The organism is Streptomyces sp. P9(2023), assembly GCF_032436795.1.
Lineage (GTDB): Bacteria > Actinomycetota > Actinomycetes > Streptomycetales > Streptomycetaceae > Streptomyces.
Map to the genome: position 1 here is coordinate 254084 of NZ_JAUPWM010000006.1, position 21114 is coordinate 275197.

Here is a 21114-nt window from a genome sequence, read left to right on the forward strand (position 1 = left end):
CCTCCCGTTACCACCCCGATGGCCGATAATCGGCGGGCCGTTGGCATATGTCAGAAGCACCACCGTATCGAGTGTTGCCAAATCCCTTACGGGCTGTCCTCGCCTGTGCAACAGTCATATCCGGGCCTTGTTCCACCGCTCGCCCGCGCCGCGCCTGTATCGGAGTACGACATGCCGTCCCCTCTCTACGCGGACCGTCCAGCCCAGCCGCCCGAGCCCGGCACCGTGGACGCGCTGATCTCGCAGACGCGCCGTCTGCGCGGTGACGTGGACGCCGTACGCCGGGACGCCGTTCTGGACGAGGACGACCCGAAGAACCGCTGGCAGCGTGCCCTCTGCGATCTCGCCGTGCACCAACTGGACGACCTCGGCGCGCATTTGGGCCAGCTGAAGGCCGGCATCCCGCAGAGCGCCGAACCGGCCCAGGCCGCAGCGGACGAAGAGGAGTTCGAGGCCGCGTCCGACCCCGGCGCCGCGTACGGCGTCGCCGCCCCCGCGCGCACCGGCTCCCTCCTCAGCCGCGTCGGCAGCGCGGAGTGGAACCTGCTGAACGACGAGGTCAGTTGGTCCGAGGAGCTGTACCAGATCTTCGGCCGGAGTCCCGAGAGCGGCCCGATGTCGCTGGACGAGCTGCCGTCGATGGTCTTCGCCGAGGACCAGCCGCTGCTCCAGGCGATGGTGACGGACTGTCTGATCGACGGGAAGCCGATCGACGGCGAGTTCCGCATCGTCCGCACCGACGGCCGGGTCCGCACGCTCCACATGATGGGCGAGCCGGTCCTCGACGCGGACGGCTGCACGGCCTCCATGTGGGCCGTCCTCCGCGACGTCAGCGAGCTGCGCCGCAGCGAACGCGCGGTCCGCGAGTCCCAGGACAGCCTGCAGCGCACCCGGCACATCGAGCGGACCGAGCGTCGGGTCGCCGTCGAGCTCCAGGAGGCCGTGCTGCCGCCGTGGCGCGGCTCCCTCAGCTTCGCCCACGGCGGCCCGGGCGCCCCGCTCGACGTGGCGGGCCACTATCTGCCGGCGGCCACCACCGGCCTCATCGGCGGCGACTGGTACGACGCGCTGGCCCTCCCCGATGGCGACGCGCTCCTCACCGTCGGCGACCTCACCGGCCACGGGGTCTCCGCGACCTCCTCCATGGCCATGCTCCTCGGCGCGCTGCGCGGCATGGCCGTGGCCGGAATCCGCCCCGGACCGCTGATGGCCCATCTCAACCAGCTGCTCGAATCCTCGGTGCAGCCGGCCCTCGGCAGCGCGATGTGCTGCCGCTACGAACCGGTCAGCCAGACCCTCTCCTGGGCCCAGGCGGGACACCCCGCCCCGCTGCTCTTCCGCGGCGGGACGGGGCGCGCCCTGAAGCGGCCGGACGGTGTGCTGCTCGGAGCGACGACCGGAGCCGCGTACGAGGAGGCCGCCGTCCGGCTGCTCCCCGGGGATCTGCTCATGCTGCACACGGACGGACTGACCCGCCGCAGCGGCCTCGACGACACGGGTACGCAGCGGCTGCTCGCCCTGGCGCCTCGGCTGGCCGGGGCGCGGGACGCGCAGGACTGCGTACGGACGGTCGTGGCGGAGTTCGGTGAGGCACCGCGCGAGGACGACGCCTGCGTGATGGTCGTCCGGGTCGGCCACTAGGGACCACCACGACAACGCCGCACGCAGCGGCGCCCATGGAGGGCATACCGGCACAGGCCGGTGTGCCCTTTTCCCGTACGTACGGGTCGGGGTGTCTCGTACAGGATTGCGGAAGCCCGCCCGCCCTCAGATCCCGCTCGTCCTCGACCGCTTCGCCGCCGGCTTGGGCAGCGCCAGGGCGATCTCCTCCCGCAGGTCCTCGATCTTGGCGTAGCCGGCGTACTGCCCGGTCAGCCGGTACATCTCGCGGAGCCGGTCCCAGGTGCGGTGGGAGGAGGTCTCGCCCATGGAGACAAGCGCGAGCCGGGCGTACCGGTCGGCCTGCTCCGGGTCGTCGGCGATGAAGCAGGCCGAGGCGAGCGAGATGTAGTCGAAGAGCTTCGAGCGGTTGTGGCCGTGGCGGCGCAGCTCCAGGGCCAGCTTGGCGTGGCGCTGGGCCGGGACCGCGGCGGCGGGGTCGTGTTCGGCGAGGGTGCGGAACGCGAGGGCCTGCATGCCGTGCATGTCGGCGTCGTCGAAGTTCTGCATCCAGCTCGGCGGCGGGACGTCGGAACGGTCGGAGACGAACAGGTCCTCGGCCTCGCCGAGCGTACGGCGCATGGCCTGGCCCTTGCCCATGGAGGCCTGCGCCCAGGCCTCGATGGTGTGCAGCATCGCCTGGGTGCGGGGCAGCACCTCTTCGCCCGAGCCGGACTTGGCGAGCTTCATCAGGTCGAGTGCGTCGTCGGGCCGGCCCAGGTGGACCATCTGGCGGGCCGCGCGGGACAGGGCCTCGCCTGCGCGCGGCCGGTCGCCGCCCTCGCGGGCCGCGTGGGCGGCGATGACGAAGTACTTCTGGGCGGTGGGTTCGAGCCCCACGTCGTGGGACATCCAGCCGGCCAGGACGGCCAGGTTGGCGGCGACGCCCCACAGGCGCCGCTGGAGGTGGTCGGGGTGGCGGTAGGCGAGCATGCCGCCCACCTCGTTGAGCTGGCCCACGACCGCCTTGCGCTGGAGGCCGCCGCCCCGGGAGGCGTCCCAGGCGCGGAACACCTCCACCGAGCGCTCCAGTGCCTCGATCTCCTCCGACCCGATGGGGGCGGCCTCGTAGCGGTCGAACCCAGCGGGGTCGGCGTGGAGGGGATCGTTGGCGCGTGGCGCGGTGGCGGCGCGTGTGGGGTCGGTGTGGAGCCAGTCGTGCATGGCGCTGGTGAGGGCGGAGCCGGCGGCGAGCACGGCGCCCGCGCCCACCAGGCCGCGTCGGTTGAGCATGAGGTCCATTCCCGTGAATTCGGTGAGGACCGCTGCCGTACGCTCGGGCGCCCAGGGCAGCCCGTCAGGGTTGTCGGTGTTCCTGACGTTCTGCCGTCTCCCGGCGCGCCCGTGTCGTACGAACCCGAGGTCCTCGATGGTCACGACACGGCCGAGTCGCTCGGTGAACAGTGCAGCCAACACCCGGGGTACGGGGTCGCGCGGGGTCTCCCCCATGTCGATCCATCGCCTCACCCGTGAGGTGTCGGTCGACAGTTGCGGGTGGCCCATGGCCGCCGCCTGCCGGTTGACGAGCCTCGCGAGCTCTCCCTTGGACCAGCCGGCGAGGCCGAAGAGGTCTGCCAGGCGGGTGTTGGTCTGTCCGGTCACGTAAGCCCCCAGGTTCTCGGCTGAGTTGACAGTAACCCCCTGTCATAGGGCTGGCGACTATTCGCCAGGGTTCGCCAGGGTGCGCCCGATGTTCCGCCACCCGCGCCGGGGTGTCAGGTAGGAACGCGCCACCTCGCCCCGGCAACCGGCCCACATTCCCCAGGGTGCGGCCCGGAGGTCGGGCGGGGCGACGCACGCAACTCGTCGGCACACGAAGGGATCTGTCTCCTCCATGTACACAGCATCGTCCTCCGTGTCCGCCCCGCCCCGGCCCCAGCACCGTTCCGTTCCGGCCGGGAGCGGACCGTACCTCGCCCCCGTCGTTCCGGCGGGCCGGGCGAGGCGATGGGCGGGCAGTGCCGCTCAGCCGCTCAGCGGAAGAATCGACCTGTCCGGCCCCCAGGGGGCCCAGGTACGGATGGCGATCGCGTCCGTCCACCGGATCTGCCCGGAGTTCAACCCCGTGCAGGTGCTGCGCCGCAGCGGCCGGTCGGTACTGATCGTCGGAACGACCGGACGGGCCACGGCGGTCGCGAAGTGTTTACTGGACCACTCCCCCGCGTGGGTCGAGCGGTTCCAGCACGAAATAGCTGCCTACCGCTCCTTCGTCCGGCACCGTCCTCCGGTGCGCGCGCCGCGGCTGATCGCGGCGGACCCGGAGAACTGCACGCTGGTGATCGAGCGGATGCCGGGGCGGGCGGCGGCGCTGACGCGCCACCCCGTGGAGGCCCCGCCCCGCGCGGATCTGCGCGCGGCGCTCGGTGCGATCGCCCGGCTGAACGCCTGGCGTCCGCCCGCCGGGACCTTCGACGCCCCGCTGGACTACCCGTCGCGGATCGCGCGCTACCACGAACTGGGTCTGTTCACCGACCGTGACCGGGACGACCTGCAGAAGCTGCTGCACGGTCTGGCGCACGCCGGTGGCCGTCAGGGCATGGGCCAGTTCTGCCACGGCGACGCCCTGCTCTCCAACATCCTGCTCTCTCCCACCGGTCCGGTCCTGGTCGACTGGGAGCACGCGGGCTGGTACCTGCCGGGCTACGACCTGGCGACGCTGTGGTCGGTGCTCGGTGACGCGCCGCTGGCCCGGCGCCAGATCAGTCAGCTCGCCCAGCAGGCGGGGCCGGCGTCCCGGGACGCCTTCCTGGTGAACCTGATGATCGTGCTGACCCGGGAGATCCGTACGTACGAGACAGCGGTGCAGCGCACCATCAAGGAGGCCCCGCCGGCCGGTTCGGTTCCCGTCCCCTCGGGGGCGGTCTCACCCGGAGAGGAACAGCGGCGGCTGCTGCGGCGACTGCACGACGACTGCGCCATGGCACGGCGGGCCGTGCGCGCGGCGGTCGGTACGCGCTGAGTCCGCGCCGACCGTCCCCACGGGGGTGACACGCCGTGTGCCCGGTGCCGACACACCGGGCGCACGGCGTTCCACCGCCCGCCGCCGTCCGGGCCATTGGTCCACTCCACTGACGCGCCGCAGGCCCGGGCGCCGCCCTCGCGAAACTCGCCGACACAGCCCCTGACATGGGAAATCCCGTGCCGCTCGGGGTGATTGACGGATCGTCGGGTAGCCGATACCCCTGTACGGGTCCGGCCCCGCACGCCCCCTCATCACCCCTGGTACCTGGAGGCTGCCCTGCACCGTTCCGCGTCGCGCAGAAGGGTTCCCCGAGCGGTGGGTGCCCTGGCGTCCGCAGCTCTTCTCCTCCCTCTTCTCTCGGCCGCTCCCCCGGCGTCGGCCGGACCGATGGAGCCCGGCTCACTCCAGCGGCAGTTCGCCGCGGCCGCCGAGCGCCATGGCGTGCCGGTGAGCGTGCTGCTCGGGGTGTCGTACCTCCAGTCGCGGTGGGACGCGCACGGCGGTGCCCCCAGCGTCACCGGGGGCTACGGCCCGATGCACCTCACGGACGCGGTGACCGCGCTTGCCGAGGCCCCGCAACACTCGCACGGCGACGAGGACGCCCGGGGCGACGCCTCGCGCGCGCCGCGCCACGGGGCGGAGACCGCGACCCCGCTGCCCACGAGGGCTCAACTGCCTGAGCGGCTCAAGACCTTGGACCGGGCGGCCGCACTGACGGGGATCCCGGCGGAAGAGCTGCGTACCGGGACGGCGGCGAACATCGAGGGCGGTGCGGCGTTGCTCGCCGCCGCCCAGCGCGCCTCGGGCCGGCCGCCGAGCCCCGATCCGGCGGACTGGTTCGGCGCGGTGGCGCGGTACTCCGGCGCCGACGACACGGCGACCGCGACGACGTACGCGAACGACGTCTTCGACGTACTCCGTACCGGTGAGTCCCGTACGACCGACAGCGGGCAGGTCGTCACGCTCGCGGCCGACCCGGACGTCAAGCTCGCGCCCGGGCAGGTGGAGTCGCTGGGGCTGCGGCAGCCGAGCGCCGGTCCGACCGAGTGCCCGCGCACGGTGGCGTGCGAGTGGATCCCGGCACCGTACGAGGAGTTCGGGGACGGGGACTACGGCAACCACGACAAGGCGAACCGGCCCGCCTCCCAGGGGATCGACTACATCGTCGTCCACGACACGGAGGCGACCTGGGACGTCACGCTCAAGCTGGTGCAGGACCCGACGTACGTGTCCTGGCAGTACTCGCTGCGCTCCTCCGACGGGCACATCGCGCAGCACCTGCCGCTCAAGGACGTCGGCTGGCACGCGGGCAACTGGTTCGTGAACGCCAAGTCGGTGGGCCTGGAACACGAGGGCTTCCTGACGTCGCCGGACTCCTGGTACACGGAGGCGATGTACCGGACCTCGGCGCGCCTCGTGCGGTATCTCGCCGACCGCTACGACATCCCGCTGGACAGGCAGCACATCCTCGGCCACGACACCGTGCCGGGCACCGTGACGTCGACGATCCGCGGGATGCACACCGACCCGGGGCCGTACTGGGACTGGGCGCACTACTTCCGGCTGCTCGGCCGGCCGTTCACGCCGAGCGCGGGTCCGGACGCCGGTGTGGTGACGATCCGGCCCGAGTACGGCGCGCACCAGCCGGTGTACACGGGGTGCGTGAAGGCGGGCCAGACGTGCGCCCCGCACGGCAGCGGCGCGGTGCGGCTGCACACCGCGCCGAGCGCGGACGCGCCGCTGGTGAAGGACGTCGGTCTGCGCCCGGGCGGCGAGGACTCGACGACCGGGGTCAACGACACCGGGGCGCGGGCCTCGACCGGCCAGCAGTACGCGGTGGCCGAGCGGCGCGGCGACTGGACGGCGATCTGGTACCTGGGTCAGCGGGCCTGGTTCCACAACCCGCGGCAGCAGCCGACGGCGGTGAACTCGCGGGGCCTGGTGCTGACCCCGAAGGAAGGCCTGGCGGAGGTGCCCGTGTACGGGCGGGCCTATCCGGAGGCCTCGGCGTATCCGGCCGGCGTCCCGGTCCAGGCGGTCTCCCCGCTGCCGTACAAACTGCTCGCGGGTCAGTCGTACGTCGTGGGCGACCGTACCCCCGGCGAGTACTACTTCGCTCCGGTGTTCGACGTGACGGGCCATCGGGTGGTCCGGGGCCAGGAGGAGTACTACGAGATCCAGTTCGGCCACCGGGTCGCCTTCGTGAAGACCGCTGACGTGCGCGTTTCCCGGGCCTGAGGCGGATCGGGGCAGGACGGGCGGGGCGGCGGCGGGCGGTTGCCCGCCGCCACCCCACCCGCCGTTCATATGACTATTTCCGGTGTCGCGTGGGCCGTACGGGCGAGGGGTAAGGCTCGGCCGATCACTGCCCACGCTCACCGAAAGGCCCCGCACGCATGGCTCAGCCCTTCGTTCTGCCGGATTTCTATGTCCCGTATCCGGCGCGGCTCAACCCCCATGTGGAGACCGCCCGCACGCACACCCGCGAGTGGGCGCGGTCGATGGGGATGCTGGAGGGCTCCGGCATCTGGGAGGAGCACGACCTCGAGTCCCACGACTACGCGCTGCTCTGCTCGTACACCCACCCCGACTGCGACGCCGACGCGCTGTCGCTGGTGACCGACTGGTACACCTGGGTCTTCTTCTTCGACGACCACTTCCTGGAGGTCTTCAAGCGCACCCAGGACCGGCCGGGCAGCAAGGCGTATCTGGACCGGCTGCCGCTCTTCATGCCGATGGACCTGTCGGCGCCGATGCCCGAGCCGACCAACCCCGTCGAGGCGGGGCTCGCCGACCTGTGGACGCGGACGGTGCCGTCCATGTCCGCCGGCTGGAGGGAACGGTTCGCCATGGCGACCGAGGCGCTCCTGAACGAGTCGCTGTGGGAGCTCGACAACATCAACGAGGGGCGGATCGCCAACCCCGTCGAGTACATCGAGATGCGCCGCAAGGTCGGCGGCGCGCCCTGGTCGGCCGGGCTCGTCGAGTACGCGGCGGGCGCCGAGGTCCCGGCACAGGTGGCGCACTGCCGGCCGCTGCTCGTGCTGCGCGACACGTTCTCCGACGCGGTGCATCTGCGCAACGACCTGTTCTCGTACCAGCGGGAGGTCGAGGACGAGGGGGAGAACAGCAACGGGGTCCTCGTCCTGGAGAAGTTCCTCGGGTGCACGACGCAGGAGGCGGCCGACGCCGTCAACGACCTGCTGACCTCCCGGCTGCACCAGTTCGAGAACACAGCCCTCACCGAAGTCCCGGGACTCTGCCTGGAGAAGGGGCTGAACCCGGCGGAGTGCGCGGCGATCGCGGCGTACGCGAAGGGGCTGCAGGACTGGCAGTCCGGCGGCCACGAGTGGCACATGCGCTCCAGCCGGTACATGAACGAGGGCCTGGACACCGGGCCTTCGCGGCTCGACGGGGTGCTGGGCACGTCGGCCCTGGACATCCGGACGCTCTTCGGCCGGCCGGCCGCATCGCGGCTGCGGGCGTTGACGCACGTGCCGCACCGGAAGGTGGGGCCCTCGCTGCTGCCCGAGTTCGACCTGCCCTATCCGCTGTCGCTGAGCCCGCACCACGAGGAGGCGGGGCGGCGCTCCGTGGACTGGGCGGAGCGGATGGGGCTCCTGGAGGACATCTGGGACCGGCCGATGCTGGCGGGCTTCGACTTCGCCATCTGCTCGGCGGGGCTCGACCCGGACGCCACCCTGGAGGAGCTGGAGCTCAGCGCGGAGTGGCTGACCTGGGGCACGTACGGGGACGACTACTACCCGCTCGTCTTCGGGCGGCCGCGGAACCTGATCGGCGCGAAGGACTGCACGGAGCGCCTCAAGTCCGTCATGTCGCTGGAGGATCCCGGGGCGGGGCGCGCGCTGGCCGTCGGTCCGATGGAGCGAGCGCTCGCTGACCTGTGGGCGCGGACGGCCGGCCCGATGGACGAGGGCGCGCGGGCCCAGCTGCGGCGCGCCATGGACGGGATGCTGGACAGCTGGATGTGGGAGCTGCACAACCAGGCGCAGCACCGGGTGCCCGACCCGGTGGACTACATCGAGATGCGGCGGCTCACCTTCGGCTCCGATCTGACCATGCAGTTGTGCAAGCTGCGGCGCGCGGAGGGGCTGCCGCCGGACATCTTCCGCAGCGGAACTGTCCGGGCCCTGGAGAACTCGGCGTCGGACTACGCGGCGCTCCTCAACGACCTCTTCTCGTACCAGAAGGAGATCGAGGTGGAGGGCGAGGTGCACAACGGCGTCCTGGTGCTGCAGAAGTTCTTCGACTGCGACTACCCGACGGCGGTGGCGATGGTCGACGATCTGATGCGCGGGCGGCTGCGCCAGTTCGAGCACGTCAAGAAGCACGAACTGCCGCTGCTGTACGAGCACTTCGCCCTGGACGCGAAGGGCCGGGCCGCCTTCGAGGAGTACGTACGGGAGTTGGAGGACTGGCTCGCCGGAATCCTCAACTGGCACCGGAGCGTGCGCCGTTACCGCGCCGAGGACGTGCACTCCGGCAGCGGTACGTCGCTGGGCCGGATGGGCCCGACGGGGATCGGCACGTCGGCGGCGCGGATGGCGGCGCTCTTCGTGCCGTAGCGGAGGGAGGCGCGGCCGCTCTCAGGAGAGGCGGCCGCGCAGCTCGTCGAGTTCGCGGCGCTCGCGCTTGGTGGGGCGGCCGGCACCCCGGTCGCGGACGGCGGCAAGCGCCACGTGCTCGCGCGGGGGCGGCGGCGGGCTGTTGTCGACGTACGCCTCGGCGGCGACAGGCGGGCCGACGCGCTTGGTGAGGAGCTGCTTGACCTCGACGATCCGCTCCCGGCCGCCGTGGAAGAGGCGTACCTCGTCACCGGGCTTCACCGGCTGGGCGGGCTTGGCCCGATCACCGTTGACCTTGACGTGTCCGGCCCGGCAGGCGGCGGCCGCCTGCGAGCGGGTCTTGGTGAGACGGACCGCCCAGATCCAACTGTCGACGCGCGCGCTCATCGGCCCCCGTCTCCCTCGTCAGCCCTGCTGGAACAGCTCGGCGGGCAGCGGCTTGAGCAGCGCGTACAGGTCGTCGGTGATGGGCCGGTCCCAACTGGCGATCGTCACCAGGACGTTGTCGCTGCGGTCGAACTGCACGCAGGCGATACGGCTCTCGGAGAGCTTGAGGCGACGGACGATCAGCAGGTTGTCGCCCTGCATCACCGGCATGTCCTCGGTGTCGAGGACCTCGACCGGCTCGTCGTTGTCCAGGGCCGCGAGGAGCTGGGCGACCTCGAAGGGGATCTGGCCGTCGGCGAGCTCGCGGGCCGGGGACCCCTCGGGCAGGTTGCCGATGATCATCGCGGGGCCGCGGCCGCCGAACAGGTCGTAGCGGAGGAAGACGCCCTGGCAGCTGCCGTCGGGGGCGGGCAGCAGACCGGCGCCGAGATTGCCGGGCCAGTCCCCCGGGTCCATGGCCAGGACGTCGAAGTCCGGGCCCGCGGGTGTGGCGGCGCTGCGGCGGCGGAGGAAGGACATACGGCCATGGTACGTGCCCCGGCGCCTACCGCGACGCGCCGGGGCGGGTCCCGTGGAGGCGCCCCGCGGCGACCCGCGACACGCCCGCGCGGCGGGCCTGCCGCCGGCCCCCGCGCCCGGATCGGGTCACGCCGGGTGGGGGTCGTCGGCGCCGCCGCGGAGGGCCTGCGCGAGGCCCGCGCGGTCGGTCCCCAGCTTGCGGTAGACGGCGGACAGCAGCAGGGTCACGGCGGCGAGGTCGGTGTGCAGGGCGTCGGCCGGGTCCTGGCCACGGACGGTGAGCTCGGCGGCGCGGCGCTCACGAGCGGTGAGCGCGTCCGTGCCGGCCGGGTGGAGGGTGCGCGGCCGCAGTCCGGCGGCGGCCAGCTCCGCCCTGGCGTCCGTGCCCAGGCCGTCGGCCCCGCAGCTCTGGGCGGCCTCCAGGCCGCGGTAGAGGTAGGGGGCGGCCTCGCGGGTGCGTCCGGTGCGGCGCAGCGCGGCGCCCAGGGCCACCAGGGAGCGGGCCAGCTCGTACGCGGCGGGCGAACGCTCCAGCCAGTCGACGGACTCCTCCAGGAGCTTGACGCCGTCGTCACCGCCGGTGACCTCGGCGGTCACGCGCAGCGCCTGGCCGATCGCGGAGGGCGCACCGTACTGGCGGGCCCGGACGACCGCCTGCCGGACGGTCTCGCGGGCCCGCTCGGGCGTCTCCCGGGCCTCGGCGAGGGCGAGGTGGAGCTGCCACGGGCACCAGGCGGGGTTGCGCATGCCGCGCGGGTCGAGGCGGCGGCCGACGGCCGCCAGCTCGGCCGCGGCCTCCTCGACGTGTCCCCCGGCCAGGAGCAGTTCGGCGTGGACGGTCTGGGAGTCGGGGAAGGTGACGGCGGCGGGGAACGGCTCGCCGAAGTCGTGGGTACGGGCGATCCGGGCGGCCTCCTCGACCCGGCCGCGGGCGAGAAGCACCTCGACGGTGACGCCGACGGCGTACCAGAGGGCGGGGGTGCGGGGGCCGACGCGCTCGGCGAGCCGCAGACCCGCGCGGACGAAGTCCTCCGCCTCGACGAGCCGACCGCGACGGAAGCGGATATAGCCGAGGAGGGTGTACGCGAAGGAGAGGTGGGCGCCGCGCCAGCCCTGGCGCTCGAACTCGGCGGTGCCGGCCGCGAACAGCTCCTCGGCGCGGCCGGGCCGGTCGGCGTAGAGGAAGGTGAGGGCGACCAGGACCGGGACCTCGAAGCCCCGGCTCTCGTCGGCCCAGCTCAGACCGCCCGCCAGGGCGCGCTCGGCGTGGCCGACGGCGACGGCCGAGGGTTCGCCGCGCAGGGTGGCGTCCCAGGCGCGCAGGCCGATGACGTACCGCTCGGTGAGGTCGCGGCCGGTGAGCCGGTCGGCGAGCTGGGCGAGGCGGCGGGAGCGGGCGGGCGAGTCGGGTTCGTCGGCGCGGAACGCGTCCCACATGAACTTCTCGGACTGCATCCGCAGTCTGCTGCGGGCGTCGGTGGTGAGCCGGGACTCGCGGCCGAGGAGTTCGGAGGCCTCGACGAGCCGGTCGCTGTGGGCGAGGACCTGGGAGAGGCGGTAGACGATGCCGTGGCGCAGCGCCGGGTCGGCGACGGGCTCCTCCAGTGCGGCGCGCAGGTGGTTGACGGTGGTGGCGGGCTCGGTGAGCAGGGAGGCGCTGCCGAGTTCGAAGAGGACGGCGGCACGGTCGTCGTCGGCGGGCGGTTCGCGCAGAGCCCGGGCGAGGAAGCGGCGGGCCGCGTCGGGGGCGCCGGCCCGCAGGGTCTCGCGGGCGGCCTCGCGCAGGTGGCCGACGACCCAGGGGTCGCCCTCGGGGTGGGTCTCCAGGAGGTGGCGGGCGGCGGCGGTGGCGCCGAGGCCGGCGTCGATGACGCACCAGGCGGCCTGACCGTGCAGGGCGACGCGGGTGGCGGCGGGGATGGCCTGGTAGACGGCGGTGGCGATGAGGGGGTGGACGAATTCGAGGGTCTCGGTGCCGGCGAGGACGCGGGCGTCGCGCAGCCGGCCGGCGCACTGGGCGACGGCTTCGGTGCCGAGGCCTGCGACGGCGCCGGCGAGCTGCGGCGAGATTTCGGTGCCGAGGACGGCGCAGGCCCAGGCGAGGCGGACGGTGGAGGTGCCGAGCCGTTCGAGGGTGGCGACGAGGCCGTGGCCCTTGACGGCGGCGGCGAGGTCGCGGAGCTCGTGGGCGGACTCGGCACTGGGTTCCAGGCCGCGGTCGCGGACCCTGGCGGCGAGTTCGACTGCCTCGAAGGGGTTGCCGGAGGTGACGGTCCAGCATTCGCGGCAGAAGGTGTCGTCGGCGAGGGCGCCGACCCGGTCGTGGACGAGCCGGGCGATGGCGGTGAACGTGAGGGGTTCGAGCCCGAGCGGTCGGCGGCCGGACCGCCGTCCGGTGAACTCGTCGCCGCTTTCGGGGAGTTCGTCGGGGCGGTAGGCGACGACGAGGAGCATGGGCAGCTCCTCGGCGCGGGGCGCGAAGGCGGAGAGCCAGCCGAGGGACTCGGGGTCGGCCCAGTGGGCGTCGTCGAGGACGACGACGAGCGGGGCGGCCCGGACGGCCAGGTGGGTCAGCACCCAGTCGAGCCCGTCGCGCAGCCCCTGCGGGTCGGGCGGGCCGCCGTCGCCGGGGGCGCACAGCCCGAGGGCGGGGCCGACGATGTCGTACCAACTGCCCAGCCGAGTACGGAGTTCGGTGTCGGAGGCGGCGGCGAGCCGGGGCTGGAGGAGCTGCCGGGCGACGTGGAAGGCGACCCGCTGCTCCTGGTCGCCGCCGCGCGCCGCGAGCACGGTGCAGCCCTTGTCGGCGGCGAGCCGCCGGATCTCGGCGAGAACGGTGGTCTTCCCGAGCCCGGCGGGCGCGGCATAGGCGAGCACCCCGCCGCGCGAGGCCCGGGCCGCCCCGCCTGAGCGCGGCACGACGCCGCCACCGGGCCCCGACCACACGTCGCCGCCACCACCCGGTCCCGGCCACAGGTCGTCGTCGCCGAGACCCGTCAGCTGGTTCAGCGCTTCCTCCGCCGCCGCGAGTTCCGCCTCGCGTTCGAAGAGTCCGAAGCCCCGGCGGTCCCCACCGCCGTTGCGTACCACCACGTTCCACCCCCACGCCGGGGGCGCACACCCGGCGCACGGCTGAGTGCGGCCGGGACGATGGGCCCCGCGAAGAGCCCAGCGTACGCCCGTGTGCGCCCCTTGTGAGGGTCAGTCGGCGGACCCGGTCGCGCGGTCCGCGAGTCCGCGCAGCACGGCCAACGCCTCGTCGGCGCGGGAGTGTTCGACGAAGAGGTGGTCGTGGTGGAAGCCGGCCACGACGTTGCAGCTCAGACCGGCCTCGGCGAGTCCGGTCGCGACCACCGCGGTCAGTCCGACGGCGTCGAGCGCGAGTGCACCCGCAGGGTGATCCAGCCGGCGACGTAGTCGTACGCCAGACCGGCCGCGTCAGCCTCCTCCTGGCGTACGACCAGCGTCTGCCCCTCGGGCTCGGCGACGGTGGCGACCGGGGCGACGCCCGCGGGTGCGGGCCCGTCCACGGTGGTGAAGACGTAGCGGCCGGGGTTGAGTTCCGGCCGCATCCCGGCGACCAGCCGGGTCAGATTCCGTTCCGCGCTCATGATCGGCACCCTAGGGGGTGAGAGCCGTTCGGCCGAGGCGGCAGGCGGCAGGCGACTCAGAGGGTGCAGCGTGCCCCGTCAGCGGGTGCCTTCAGACGGATGAGGTAGTCGGAGAGGGCTTCGTTGATGCAGGCGTTCTGGGCGAGGGGCAGCGCCGTGCTGGCTTCCCTCGACGGTCAGCAGGCTGCCGCCGAGGGTCTTGGCGAGGCTGTTGCCGCCCTCGTGCCGTGTCACGGGGTCGCCGGTGGTGGAGACCGTCAGCGTGGCCGGCAGGCCTTTGATCGGCACGCCATGTCCGAACTCCCCGCAGCACGCGGCCCGGCCGTCACCCCCTGCGGGTGAGGGCCGGGCCGGGTCGATCACGCCCACGACATCACGTCAGGTCGAACTCGCCCTCCCGCGCGTTGACCACGAACGCCCGCCACTCCGCCGGGGTGAAGATCAGCGACGGAGCCTCCGGCCGCCCTCCGTTCCGCATCGCGATGAAGCCCTCGACGAAGGCGATCTGGACGTCCCCCGCGCCCTGGCTGCTCGACCGCCAGTCGGCTCCGCTGAGGTCGAGTTCCGGCTTGTCCCAGCCTGTGAAGGCGTGCTGGGTGGTGGTGCTCTCCGCCACGTCCGTGCTCCTCCCGCATTGCGCAACGTCGTCGTCCGGGGCTCAGCGTAGCGAGCGGTACCGGGAGCCGACAGACCTCCCGAAGGCGGTCAGCCGGCCGGTGGCCGGTCCCCGACGAGCCACATCGAGAAGAACTGCGCGCCCCCTCCGTACGCGTGCCCGAGCGCCCTTCGCGCCCCCTCCACCTGGTGCTCGCCGGCCTGCCCCCGTACCTGCATCGCCGCCTCGGCGAAGCGGATCATCCCGGACGCGCCGATGGGGTTGGTGGAGAGGACACCGCCGGAGGGGTTCACGGGCAGGTCGCCGTCGAGTTCGGTGACCCCGGCCTCGGTCAGCTTCCAGCCCTCGCCCTCCTCCGCGAAGCCCAGGTTCTCCAGCCACATCGGCTCGTACCAGGAGAACGGGACGTACATCTCGACGGCGTCGATCTCCCGGCGCGGGTCGGTGATGCCGGCCTGCCGGTAGACGTCGGCCGCGCAGTCCTTCCCGGCCTGCGGAGAGACGAAGTCCTTGCCCGCGAAGAGCGTGGGTTCGCTGCGCATCGCGCCGCCGTGCACCCAGGCGGGCGGCCGCGGTGAACGCTGCGCGCCCGCCCGGTCGGTGAGGACCATCGCGCAGGCGCCGTCGGAGGACGGGCAGGTCTCGGAGTAGCGGATCGGGTCCCAGAGCATCGGCGAGGCCTGGACCTTCTCCAGGGTGATGTCGTGCTCGTGGAGGTGGGCGTACGGGTTCTTCAGGGCGTTCCGCCGGTCCTTGTACGCGACGAGGGAGCCGACGGTGTCCGGGGCGCCGGTGCGGCGCATGTAGGCGCGGACGTGCGGGGCGAAGAACCCGCCTGCCCCGGCGAGCAGTGGCTGCTGGAACGGGATGGGCAGCGACAGCCCCCACATGGCGTTGGACTCGGACTGCTTCTCGAAGGCGAGCGTCAGGACGGTGCCGTGGACGCGGGCGGCGACCAGGTTCGCGGCGACGAGCGCGGTGGAACCGCCGACCGAACCCGCCGTGTGCACGCGGAGCATCGGCTTGCCGACCGCGCCGAGGGCGTCGGCGAGGTACAGCTCCGGCATCATCACGCCCTCGAAGAAGTCGGGGGCCTTGCCGATGACGACGGCGTCGATGTCCGCCCAGGTCAGTTCGGCGTCCGCCAGGGCGCGCAGGGCGGCCTCGCGGACGAGTCCGGCGATCGACACGTCCCGGCGCGCGGCGACGTGCTTGGTCTGGCCGATCCCGACGACGGCGACGGGCTCTTTCGATGTCACGGCCTTAGCCACGGGCTTCCCCTTCCAGGACGGCCACCAGGTTCTGTTGCAGGCAGGGGCCGGAGGTGGCGTGGGCCAGGGCGCGGTCGGAGGCGCCCCGGTGGATGCGGGCGGCGGCCTCGCCGAGGCGGATGAGGCCGGCGGCCATCATCGGGTTGGCGGCGAGCGCTCCGCCGGACGGGTTGACCCTCACCCTGTCGTCGAGGTCGAGGGCCCGGCGGAGCACGACCTCCTGGGAGGTGAAGGGGGCGTGCAGTTCGGCGGTGTCGACGGGCCGGTCGAAGGCTCCGGCGCGCTCGGCGGCGAGCCGGGTGGAGGGCGAGTCGGTGAGGTCGCGCACGCCGAGGGAGTGCGCCTCGATCCGGTGGTCGAGGCCGCGGACCCAGGCCGGGCGTTCGCACAGCTCGCGGGCCCGGTCGCCGACGGCGAGGATGACGGCGGCGGCGCCGTCGCCGACGGGCGGGCAGTCGCCGGTGCGCAGCGGCGCGACGACGTACTCGCCCTGTTCACGGGCGCCGGGCAGCTGTGCGTGCGGGTTGGCGGTGGCGTCCTGGCGGCTGCGGGTGGCGATGGCGGCCAGGGCCGGCTCGTCGGTGTGTCCGGCGTCGATGAGCGACTGCGCCTGGAGGGCGGCGAGGGAGACGGTGTCGGGCCAGAGCGGGGCGAGGTAGTAGGGGTCGAGCTGCCGGGTGAGGACGTCGCGTACGGAGCCGGGCGAGGACTTCCCGTACGAGTAGACGAGCGCGGTGTCGGCCTCGCCGGTCAGCAGCTTCACCCAGGCCTCGTACAGCGCCCAGGCGCCGTCCATCTCGACATGGGACTCGGATATCGGCGGCCAGGCTCCGACGCCGTCGAGAGCCATGGTGAAGGAGAAGGCGCGGCCGGCCAGGTAGTCGGAGGAGCCGGAGCAGGTGAAGCCGATGTCGGCGGTCTTCAGTCCGGTCTGCCGCAGCACGTCGTGGAGGACGGGCATGACCATCTCGACCTCGGAGACCTCGTCCGTGCGCCGCAGGTGGTCGGTCTGGGCGAAGGCGACGATCGCGACGTCCCTGGCGTACCGCGTCACAGAAGCTCCTTGTACGTGTCGTAGTCGGCGTCGGGCTCGCCGCTGGGCCGGTAGTGGTCGGGGTAGCGGCCGTCCTCGCTCCAGACGGGTTCGACGCGCAGCCCCATCCGCACCTGGTCGTAGGGGATGCCGCCGATCCGGCCGTGGAGCGCGAGCCCGGCGCCGTCGAGGGCGATGTGGGCGTAGACGTACGGGACCTCGATGTCGAGGTTCCTGGCCTTGATGTTGACGATGCAGTAGGTGGTGACCGTGCCGCGCGGGCCGACCTCGACCTGTTCGGTGGTGGCCACGCCGCAGGTGGGGCAGGCGCCGCGGGGCGGGACGTACACCTTGGCGCAGGACGGGCAGCGTTCGCCGACGGTCCGGTTGTCGCCGAGGGCGTGCAGGTAGGCGGTCTGGGCGCGGCCGGGGCTGTACGTGTAGTCGAGGCGGGCGGGGGCGACGATGCCGGTGACGGGGTCGGCGAAGGTGCCGTCGTGAGGGCGGGGCTCGTTCGCGGGGACGCTCTCGTACGGTTCGAAGCAGGCGATGTCGGTGATGGCGCCGGTCCGTTCGGCGGCCCAGCGGATCCGGACGCGCATCCCGGTGCGGACGGCCTCGGGGCCGGGCGCGTCGAGGGCGTGGAGGAGGGCGGTGTCGGCGCCGTCGAGGCGGACGAGGACCCAGGCGAAGGGGGTGGACAGGGGCTGTCCGGTGCGGGGTTCGGGGTTCCAGGCCCAGGTGGTGACGGTGCCGGTGGTGCCGAGCTCGACGAGGTCGCGGAGTTCTTCGGCGGTCTCGGGGTCGTACTCGACGGGCGGGACGAGCACGGTGCCGGTCCCGGTCCTCACCCCGAGCACGGTCCGCTCGCGCAGCCCGGTCAGGAAGGCGGACTGGACGGGGCCGAGGGAGCGGGTGAAGGGGAACTCTACGACTAGGGGGGCGCGGAGGGTGTCGGGGGCGGGGGTCGGTGACATGGGGCTCCTTGTTGGAGGGTCGGTACGGGTCGGGGGGCCGCTGCGCGGGGCCGTCTCCCCACTCCGCCCCTTCCCGAACTGGGGGCAAGCCCCCAGACCCCGTACGGCCTTCGGCCGTGTCCTCAAACGCCGGACAGGCTGAATTTCCCGCCCGCAGGGCGGAAAACCAGCCCCGCCGGCGATTGAGGCGCGGGGTCTGGGGCGGAGCCCCAGTTCGGGATGGGGGTCTCCCCGGACGGAGTCTGGGGGGAGGGCGGGGTGGGGAAAGGTCACTCCCGGCGGTACACCGGCGGCCGTTTCTCCGCGAACGCCCGCGCGCCCTCCTTCGCGTCCGCCGTTTCGAAGATCGGCCAGCCCCGCGCGAGTTCCGCCGCAAGGCCGTCCGTCTCCGTCAGCTCCGCCGTCTCGTACACCGACGCCTTCACCGCCTCGACCGCGAGCGGCCCGCAGGCGTTGATCTGTTCCGCGGCGGCGAGCGCCGCCTCCAGCGCCGTTCCCGCCGGAACGACCCGACCCACGAGGCCGATCCGGGCCGCCTCCTCCGCTCCGTACGGCCGCCCCGTCAGCAGCATCTCCAGCGCGTGCGTCCGGGCGATCTGGCGCGGCAGCCGGACCGTCGAGCCGCCGATCGGGAACAGGCCGCGTTTCACCTCGAAGAGCCCGAACGTCGCGGTGTCGCCCGCGATCCGGATGTCGGTGCCCTGCAGGATCTCCGTGCCACCCGCGACGCAGTAGCCCTCGACCGCCGCGATGACCGGCTTGCGCGGCCGGTGGTGGCGCAGCATCGCCTTCCAGTGCAGATCGGGGTCGGCCTTGAGCCGGTCCCGGTACTGCTCACCCGCCATGCCCTTGCCCGCCAGCGCCTTGAGGTCCATCCCGGCGCAGAAGGAGCCGCCGGCGCCGGTGAGGACGACGGAGCGGACCGTGTCGTCGGCGTCGGCCTCCAGCCAGCCGTCGTACAGCCCGACCAGCATCGGCAGTGAGAGCGCGTTCTTGGCCTCCGGCCGGTTGAGTGTCAGCACGAGCGTGGCGCCTTCGCGCTGCACGGTGAGGTGTTCGGTCCCACCCATGGACGTCCTCCCGTCTCCAGACCTAGAACAGGTTGCAGTAGGTGCGGGTCCAGTTCAATAGTTTGCTGACACTCAGTCAGATTGTTCTGCGCGACCCCTTCCCACCTCCACCCTGCGGCGCTCTAATGACCGCCGAGTCAGTTCGGGCCCCGGACGACCAGCGAGGTCAGGAGGAACGGTGGAGTACAACCTTGCCGACCTGTTCGAGTCGGTCGTGGACGTGGTCCCGGAGCGCGAGGCCCTCGTCTACGTCGACCACCCGGGCACGGGGGCGGAGCACCGGCTCACGTACGCGCAGCTCGACGCCGCCGCCAACCGGCTCGCCCACCATCTGATCGACTCCGGCATCCGGCCGGGCGAACACCTGGGCCTGCACCTCTACAACGGCGTCGAGTACCTGCAGACCGTCCTGGCCTGTCTGAAGGCGCGGATCGTGCCGGTGAACGTGAACTACCGGTACGTGGAGGAGGAGCTGGTCTACCTCTACAAGGACGCGGACCTGGCCGCGCTCGTCTTCGACGCCGAGTTCACGGAGCGGGTCACGGCGGCCCTGCCGCAGACGGAGAAGCTGCGGCACCTCGTCCGGGTGGGGACCCCGGCCGGGGGTTCCCCGGAGCTCACCTGCATCGCGTTCACGGACGCCGAGTCGGCCGGTTCACCTGAGCGCGGCTTCGCGCCGCGCTCGGCCGACGACCTCTTCATCATCTACACCGGTGGTACGACGGGGATGCCGAAGGGCGTCATGTGGCGCCAGGAGGACCTCTTCTTCGCCGGGCTCTTCGGCGGCGACCCGGCGGGCGAGGCCGTCAAGCGGCCCGAGGAGCTGGCCGAGCGGGTCGCGGCGGGCGGCGCCGGGCTCACCTTCTTCCCCGCTCCCCCGCTGATGCACGGCACGTCGACGCTGACCTCCTTCATCGCCTTCAACTACGGGCAGCGGGTGGCCATCCACCGCAAGTACGTGCCCGAGGAGGTGCTCCGGACGATCGAGAAGGAGAAGGTGTCGAGCGTGTCGCTGGTGGGCGACGCGATGCTCAGGCCGCTGATCGACGCGCTGCACGGCCCGCTCAAGGGGACCGACCTGTCGTCGCTCTTCAGCGTCTCGTCCTCCGGGGCGATCATGTCGGAGACGGTACGGGCGCAGTTCCAGGCCCTCGTGCCGAACGTGCTGCTGCTGAACAACTTCGGTTCCTCGGAGTCCGGCTCCAACGGCAAGGCGACGGACGACTCCGGCCCGGAGAAGGGCTTCCGGCTGGAGGTCAACGAGCGGACGCGGGTCGTGGACCCGGTGACGTACGAGCAGGTCGCGGTGGGCGAGGTCGGCCGGCTGGCGCAGCGCGGCCATGTCCCGCTCGGCTACTACAACGACCCGGCGAAGACGGCCGAGACCTTCTTCCAGAAGGGCGACGAGCGCTGGGTCCTGCTCGGCGACATGGCGACGGTCGACGCGGACGGCATCGTCACGGTCCTCGGCCGGGGTTCGCAGTGCATCAACACCGGCGGCGAGAAGGTCTATCCGGAGGAGGTCGAGCAGGCGCTCAAGTCCCATCCGGACGTGTACGACGCGCTGGTCGCGGGCGTGCCGGACGCGAAGTGGGGCAACCATGTGGCGGCCGTCGTGCAGCTGCGCGCCGGGGCGGCGGCTCTCGACCTGGGGACCGTCCAGACGCACTGCCGCACCCGTCTCGCCGGGTACAAGATCCCCCGCCAGCTGGTGATCACCGACCTCATCCAGCGCTCCCCCAGCGGCAAGGCCGACTACCGGTGGGCCCGGTCGGTGGCGGCGGCCGAGGACGCCGGAGCCTCTTCATGAGCCCGGCCGGCCGTCCGTCCACGCCGGGTGTCCCCGGCCCGGGACGACGCCCAGGTCAGTCCGTCACCGGCCACCAGGCCGGGGAGAAGTCGACGGCCCAGACGTCCCCGGCCTCGGGACAGGCGGACTCGTCCGGATCCTCCTCGCCGTCTCCGTAGGGATCAGGATCGGCGACGACGAAAATCCTCGCCCCGGAACGTGGCACGCGGTACCGGTGCACGTCCGTGGTCGTCGCGTCGTTGTCCGGCTCGATCGGGTGGCCCAGGCCGGTTATCACGGCGGTCAGCTCGTCGAACCTCGCTCGACGGGCGAAGGGCCCGTACGTGTCCCGGAGGGGTACCGGCACCGTGCTCGGGTCGCCGTGTCCCAGCCGGTGAACCTGCAGGCTGATGCCGGAGCAGCGCCATGTGCCGTGGTCCTCCCGGAACGCGAGCTCCACGAGTCCGTGGTCGCGGCGCAGGACCCCGTGCGAGCTGACGTCGAGGTGGTCGGAGCCCAGCCTCGCCTCCCACTCGGCGGGGCGCCCGCCGATGCCGACGCCCAGAACATCGCCGTACGCGGCGAGGTGGGCGTACAGATCGAGGTCCCGCATCCGGCCGGGCGTGTGTGTCAT

Annotated in this window: 16 protein-coding genes and 1 pseudogene; 5 read left to right on the forward strand and 12 right to left on the reverse strand. The window is 72.7% G+C overall.

What is annotated here, in order from left to right:
* Positions 1-171 precede the first annotated feature (171 nt).
* Positions 172-1641 carry a SpoIIE family protein phosphatase gene (locus Q5762_RS12070; protein WP_315892015.1) on the forward strand — a complete coding sequence of 490 codons (1470 nt, stop codon included), beginning with the start codon at positions 172-174 and terminating at the stop codon, positions 1639-1641.
* A 126-nt stretch (positions 1642-1767) separates the two neighbouring features.
* Here Q5762_RS12070 and Q5762_RS12075 read toward each other — a convergent pair whose 3' ends face one another.
* On the reverse strand, positions 1768-3261 hold the full coding sequence (locus Q5762_RS12075) for a hypothetical protein (protein WP_315892016.1): 1494 nt from the start codon (positions 3259-3261) through the stop codon (positions 1768-1770).
* A 232-nt stretch (positions 3262-3493) separates the two neighbouring features.
* Here Q5762_RS12075 and Q5762_RS12080 point away from each other — a divergent pair, with 232 nt between their 5' ends.
* The 3 genes from Q5762_RS12080 (at position 3494) to Q5762_RS12090 (ending at position 9207) form a co-directional block, all read left to right on the forward strand.
* Entirely contained in the window at positions 3494-4618 is a 1125-nt protein-coding gene (locus tag Q5762_RS12080; RefSeq protein WP_315892017.1) for an aminoglycoside phosphotransferase family protein, read from the forward strand.
* A gap of 390 nt (positions 4619-5008) precedes the next feature.
* The gene (locus tag Q5762_RS12085; protein ID WP_315892018.1) at positions 5009-6859 is read left to right on the forward strand and encodes a peptidoglycan recognition family protein; all 1851 of its coding nucleotides are present in this window, start codon (positions 5009-5011) and stop codon (positions 6857-6859) included.
* A 158-nt stretch (positions 6860-7017) separates the two neighbouring features.
* Complete coding sequence (locus tag Q5762_RS12090) at positions 7018-9207, forward strand: terpene synthase family protein (protein ID WP_315892019.1); 2190 nt, start codon at positions 7018-7020, stop codon at positions 9205-9207.
* A 21-nt stretch (positions 9208-9228) separates the two neighbouring features.
* Here Q5762_RS12090 and Q5762_RS12095 read toward each other — a convergent pair whose 3' ends face one another.
* From Q5762_RS12095 to Q5762_RS12135, 10 genes and pseudogenes are all read right to left on the reverse strand, one after another.
* On the reverse strand, positions 9229-9594 hold the full coding sequence (locus tag Q5762_RS12095) for an RNA-binding S4 domain-containing protein (protein WP_315892020.1): 366 nt from the start codon (positions 9592-9594) through the stop codon (positions 9229-9231).
* An 18-nt stretch (positions 9595-9612) separates the two neighbouring features.
* Entirely contained in the window at positions 9613-10113 is a 501-nt protein-coding gene (locus tag Q5762_RS12100; RefSeq protein WP_260230756.1) for a hypothetical protein, read from the reverse strand.
* Positions 10114-10239: 126 nt separating this feature from the next.
* On the reverse strand, positions 10240-13206 hold the full coding sequence (locus Q5762_RS12105; RefSeq protein WP_315892021.1) for an AAA family ATPase: 2967 nt from the start codon (positions 13204-13206) through the stop codon (positions 10240-10242).
* Positions 13207-13314: 108 nt separating this feature from the next.
* Positions 13315-13724: pseudogene (locus Q5762_RS12110) on the reverse strand (ACT domain-containing protein).
* 78 nt (positions 13725-13802) lie between these two features.
* On the reverse strand, positions 13803-14093 hold the full coding sequence (locus Q5762_RS39960; protein WP_399494970.1) for an alpha/beta hydrolase: 291 nt from the start codon (positions 14091-14093) through the stop codon (positions 13803-13805).
* Positions 14094-14097: 4 nt separating this feature from the next.
* Positions 14098-14340 (reverse strand): DUF397 domain-containing protein, encoded by a 243-nt coding sequence (locus tag Q5762_RS12115; protein WP_315892022.1) that lies wholly within the window; start codon positions 14338-14340, stop codon positions 14098-14100.
* A gap of 89 nt (positions 14341-14429) precedes the next feature.
* Positions 14430-15611 carry a thiolase domain-containing protein gene (locus Q5762_RS12120; RefSeq protein WP_315892023.1) on the reverse strand — a complete coding sequence of 394 codons (1182 nt, stop codon included), beginning with the start codon at positions 15609-15611 and terminating at the stop codon, positions 14430-14432.
* Complete coding sequence (locus Q5762_RS12125; RefSeq protein ID WP_315892024.1) at positions 15604-16665, reverse strand: thiolase domain-containing protein; 1062 nt, start codon at positions 16663-16665, stop codon at positions 15604-15606. Before Q5762_RS12125 ends, Q5762_RS12120 begins: the two co-directional genes overlap by 8 nt.
* A complete protein-coding gene (locus Q5762_RS12130; protein ID WP_315892025.1) occupies positions 16662-17621 on the reverse strand; it encodes an OB-fold domain-containing protein in 960 nt (319 codons plus the stop codon). Before Q5762_RS12130 ends, Q5762_RS12125 begins: the two co-directional genes overlap by 4 nt.
* A 269-nt stretch (positions 17622-17890) precedes the next feature.
* Positions 17891-18691, reverse strand: coding sequence for a crotonase/enoyl-CoA hydratase family protein (locus Q5762_RS12135; protein WP_315892026.1), 801 nt, complete (start codon positions 18689-18691; stop codon positions 17891-17893).
* A 178-nt stretch (positions 18692-18869) separates the two neighbouring features.
* Between Q5762_RS12135 and Q5762_RS12140 the strand changes: the two genes are divergently transcribed.
* Positions 18870-20501, forward strand: a complete 1632-nt coding sequence (locus Q5762_RS12140) for an acyl-CoA synthetase (protein WP_315892027.1) — start codon at positions 18870-18872, stop codon at positions 20499-20501.
* Between the two features lie 55 nt (positions 20502-20556).
* Here the strand turns inward: Q5762_RS12140 and Q5762_RS12145 are convergent, their stop codons facing one another.
* Positions 20557-21114, reverse strand: coding sequence for a hypothetical protein (locus tag Q5762_RS12145; RefSeq protein ID WP_315892028.1), 558 nt, complete (start codon positions 21112-21114; stop codon positions 20557-20559).

Bases quoted from the DNA above. Each gene is read 5' to 3' on its own strand.
- Q5762_RS12085 (WP_315892018.1), top strand. From the start codon at position 5,009: ATGGAGCCCGGCTCACTCCAGCGGCAGTTCGCCGCGGCCGCCGAGCGC.
- Q5762_RS12070 (WP_315892015.1), top strand. From the start codon at position 172: ATGCCGTCCCCTCTCTACGCGGACCGTCCAGCCCAGCCGCCCGAGCCC.
- Q5762_RS12130 (WP_315892025.1), bottom strand. From the start codon at position 17,621: ATGTCACCGACCCCCGCCCCCGACACCCTCCGCGCCCCCCTAGTCGTA.
- Q5762_RS12135 (WP_315892026.1), bottom strand. From the start codon at position 18,691: ATGGGTGGGACCGAACACCTCACCGTGCAGCGCGAAGGCGCCACGCTC.
- Q5762_RS12095 (WP_315892020.1), bottom strand. From the start codon at position 9,594: ATGAGCGCGCGCGTCGACAGTTGGATCTGGGCGGTCCGTCTCACCAAG.
- Q5762_RS12100 (WP_260230756.1), bottom strand. From the start codon at position 10,113: ATGTCCTTCCTCCGCCGCCGCAGCGCCGCCACACCCGCGGGCCCGGAC.
- Q5762_RS12080 (WP_315892017.1), top strand. From the start codon at position 3,494: ATGTACACAGCATCGTCCTCCGTGTCCGCCCCGCCCCGGCCCCAGCAC.
- Q5762_RS12090 (WP_315892019.1), top strand. From the start codon at position 7,018: ATGGCTCAGCCCTTCGTTCTGCCGGATTTCTATGTCCCGTATCCGGCG.
- Q5762_RS12145 (WP_315892028.1), bottom strand. From the start codon at position 21,114: ATGACACACACGCCCGGCCGGATGCGGGACCTCGATCTGTACGCCCAC.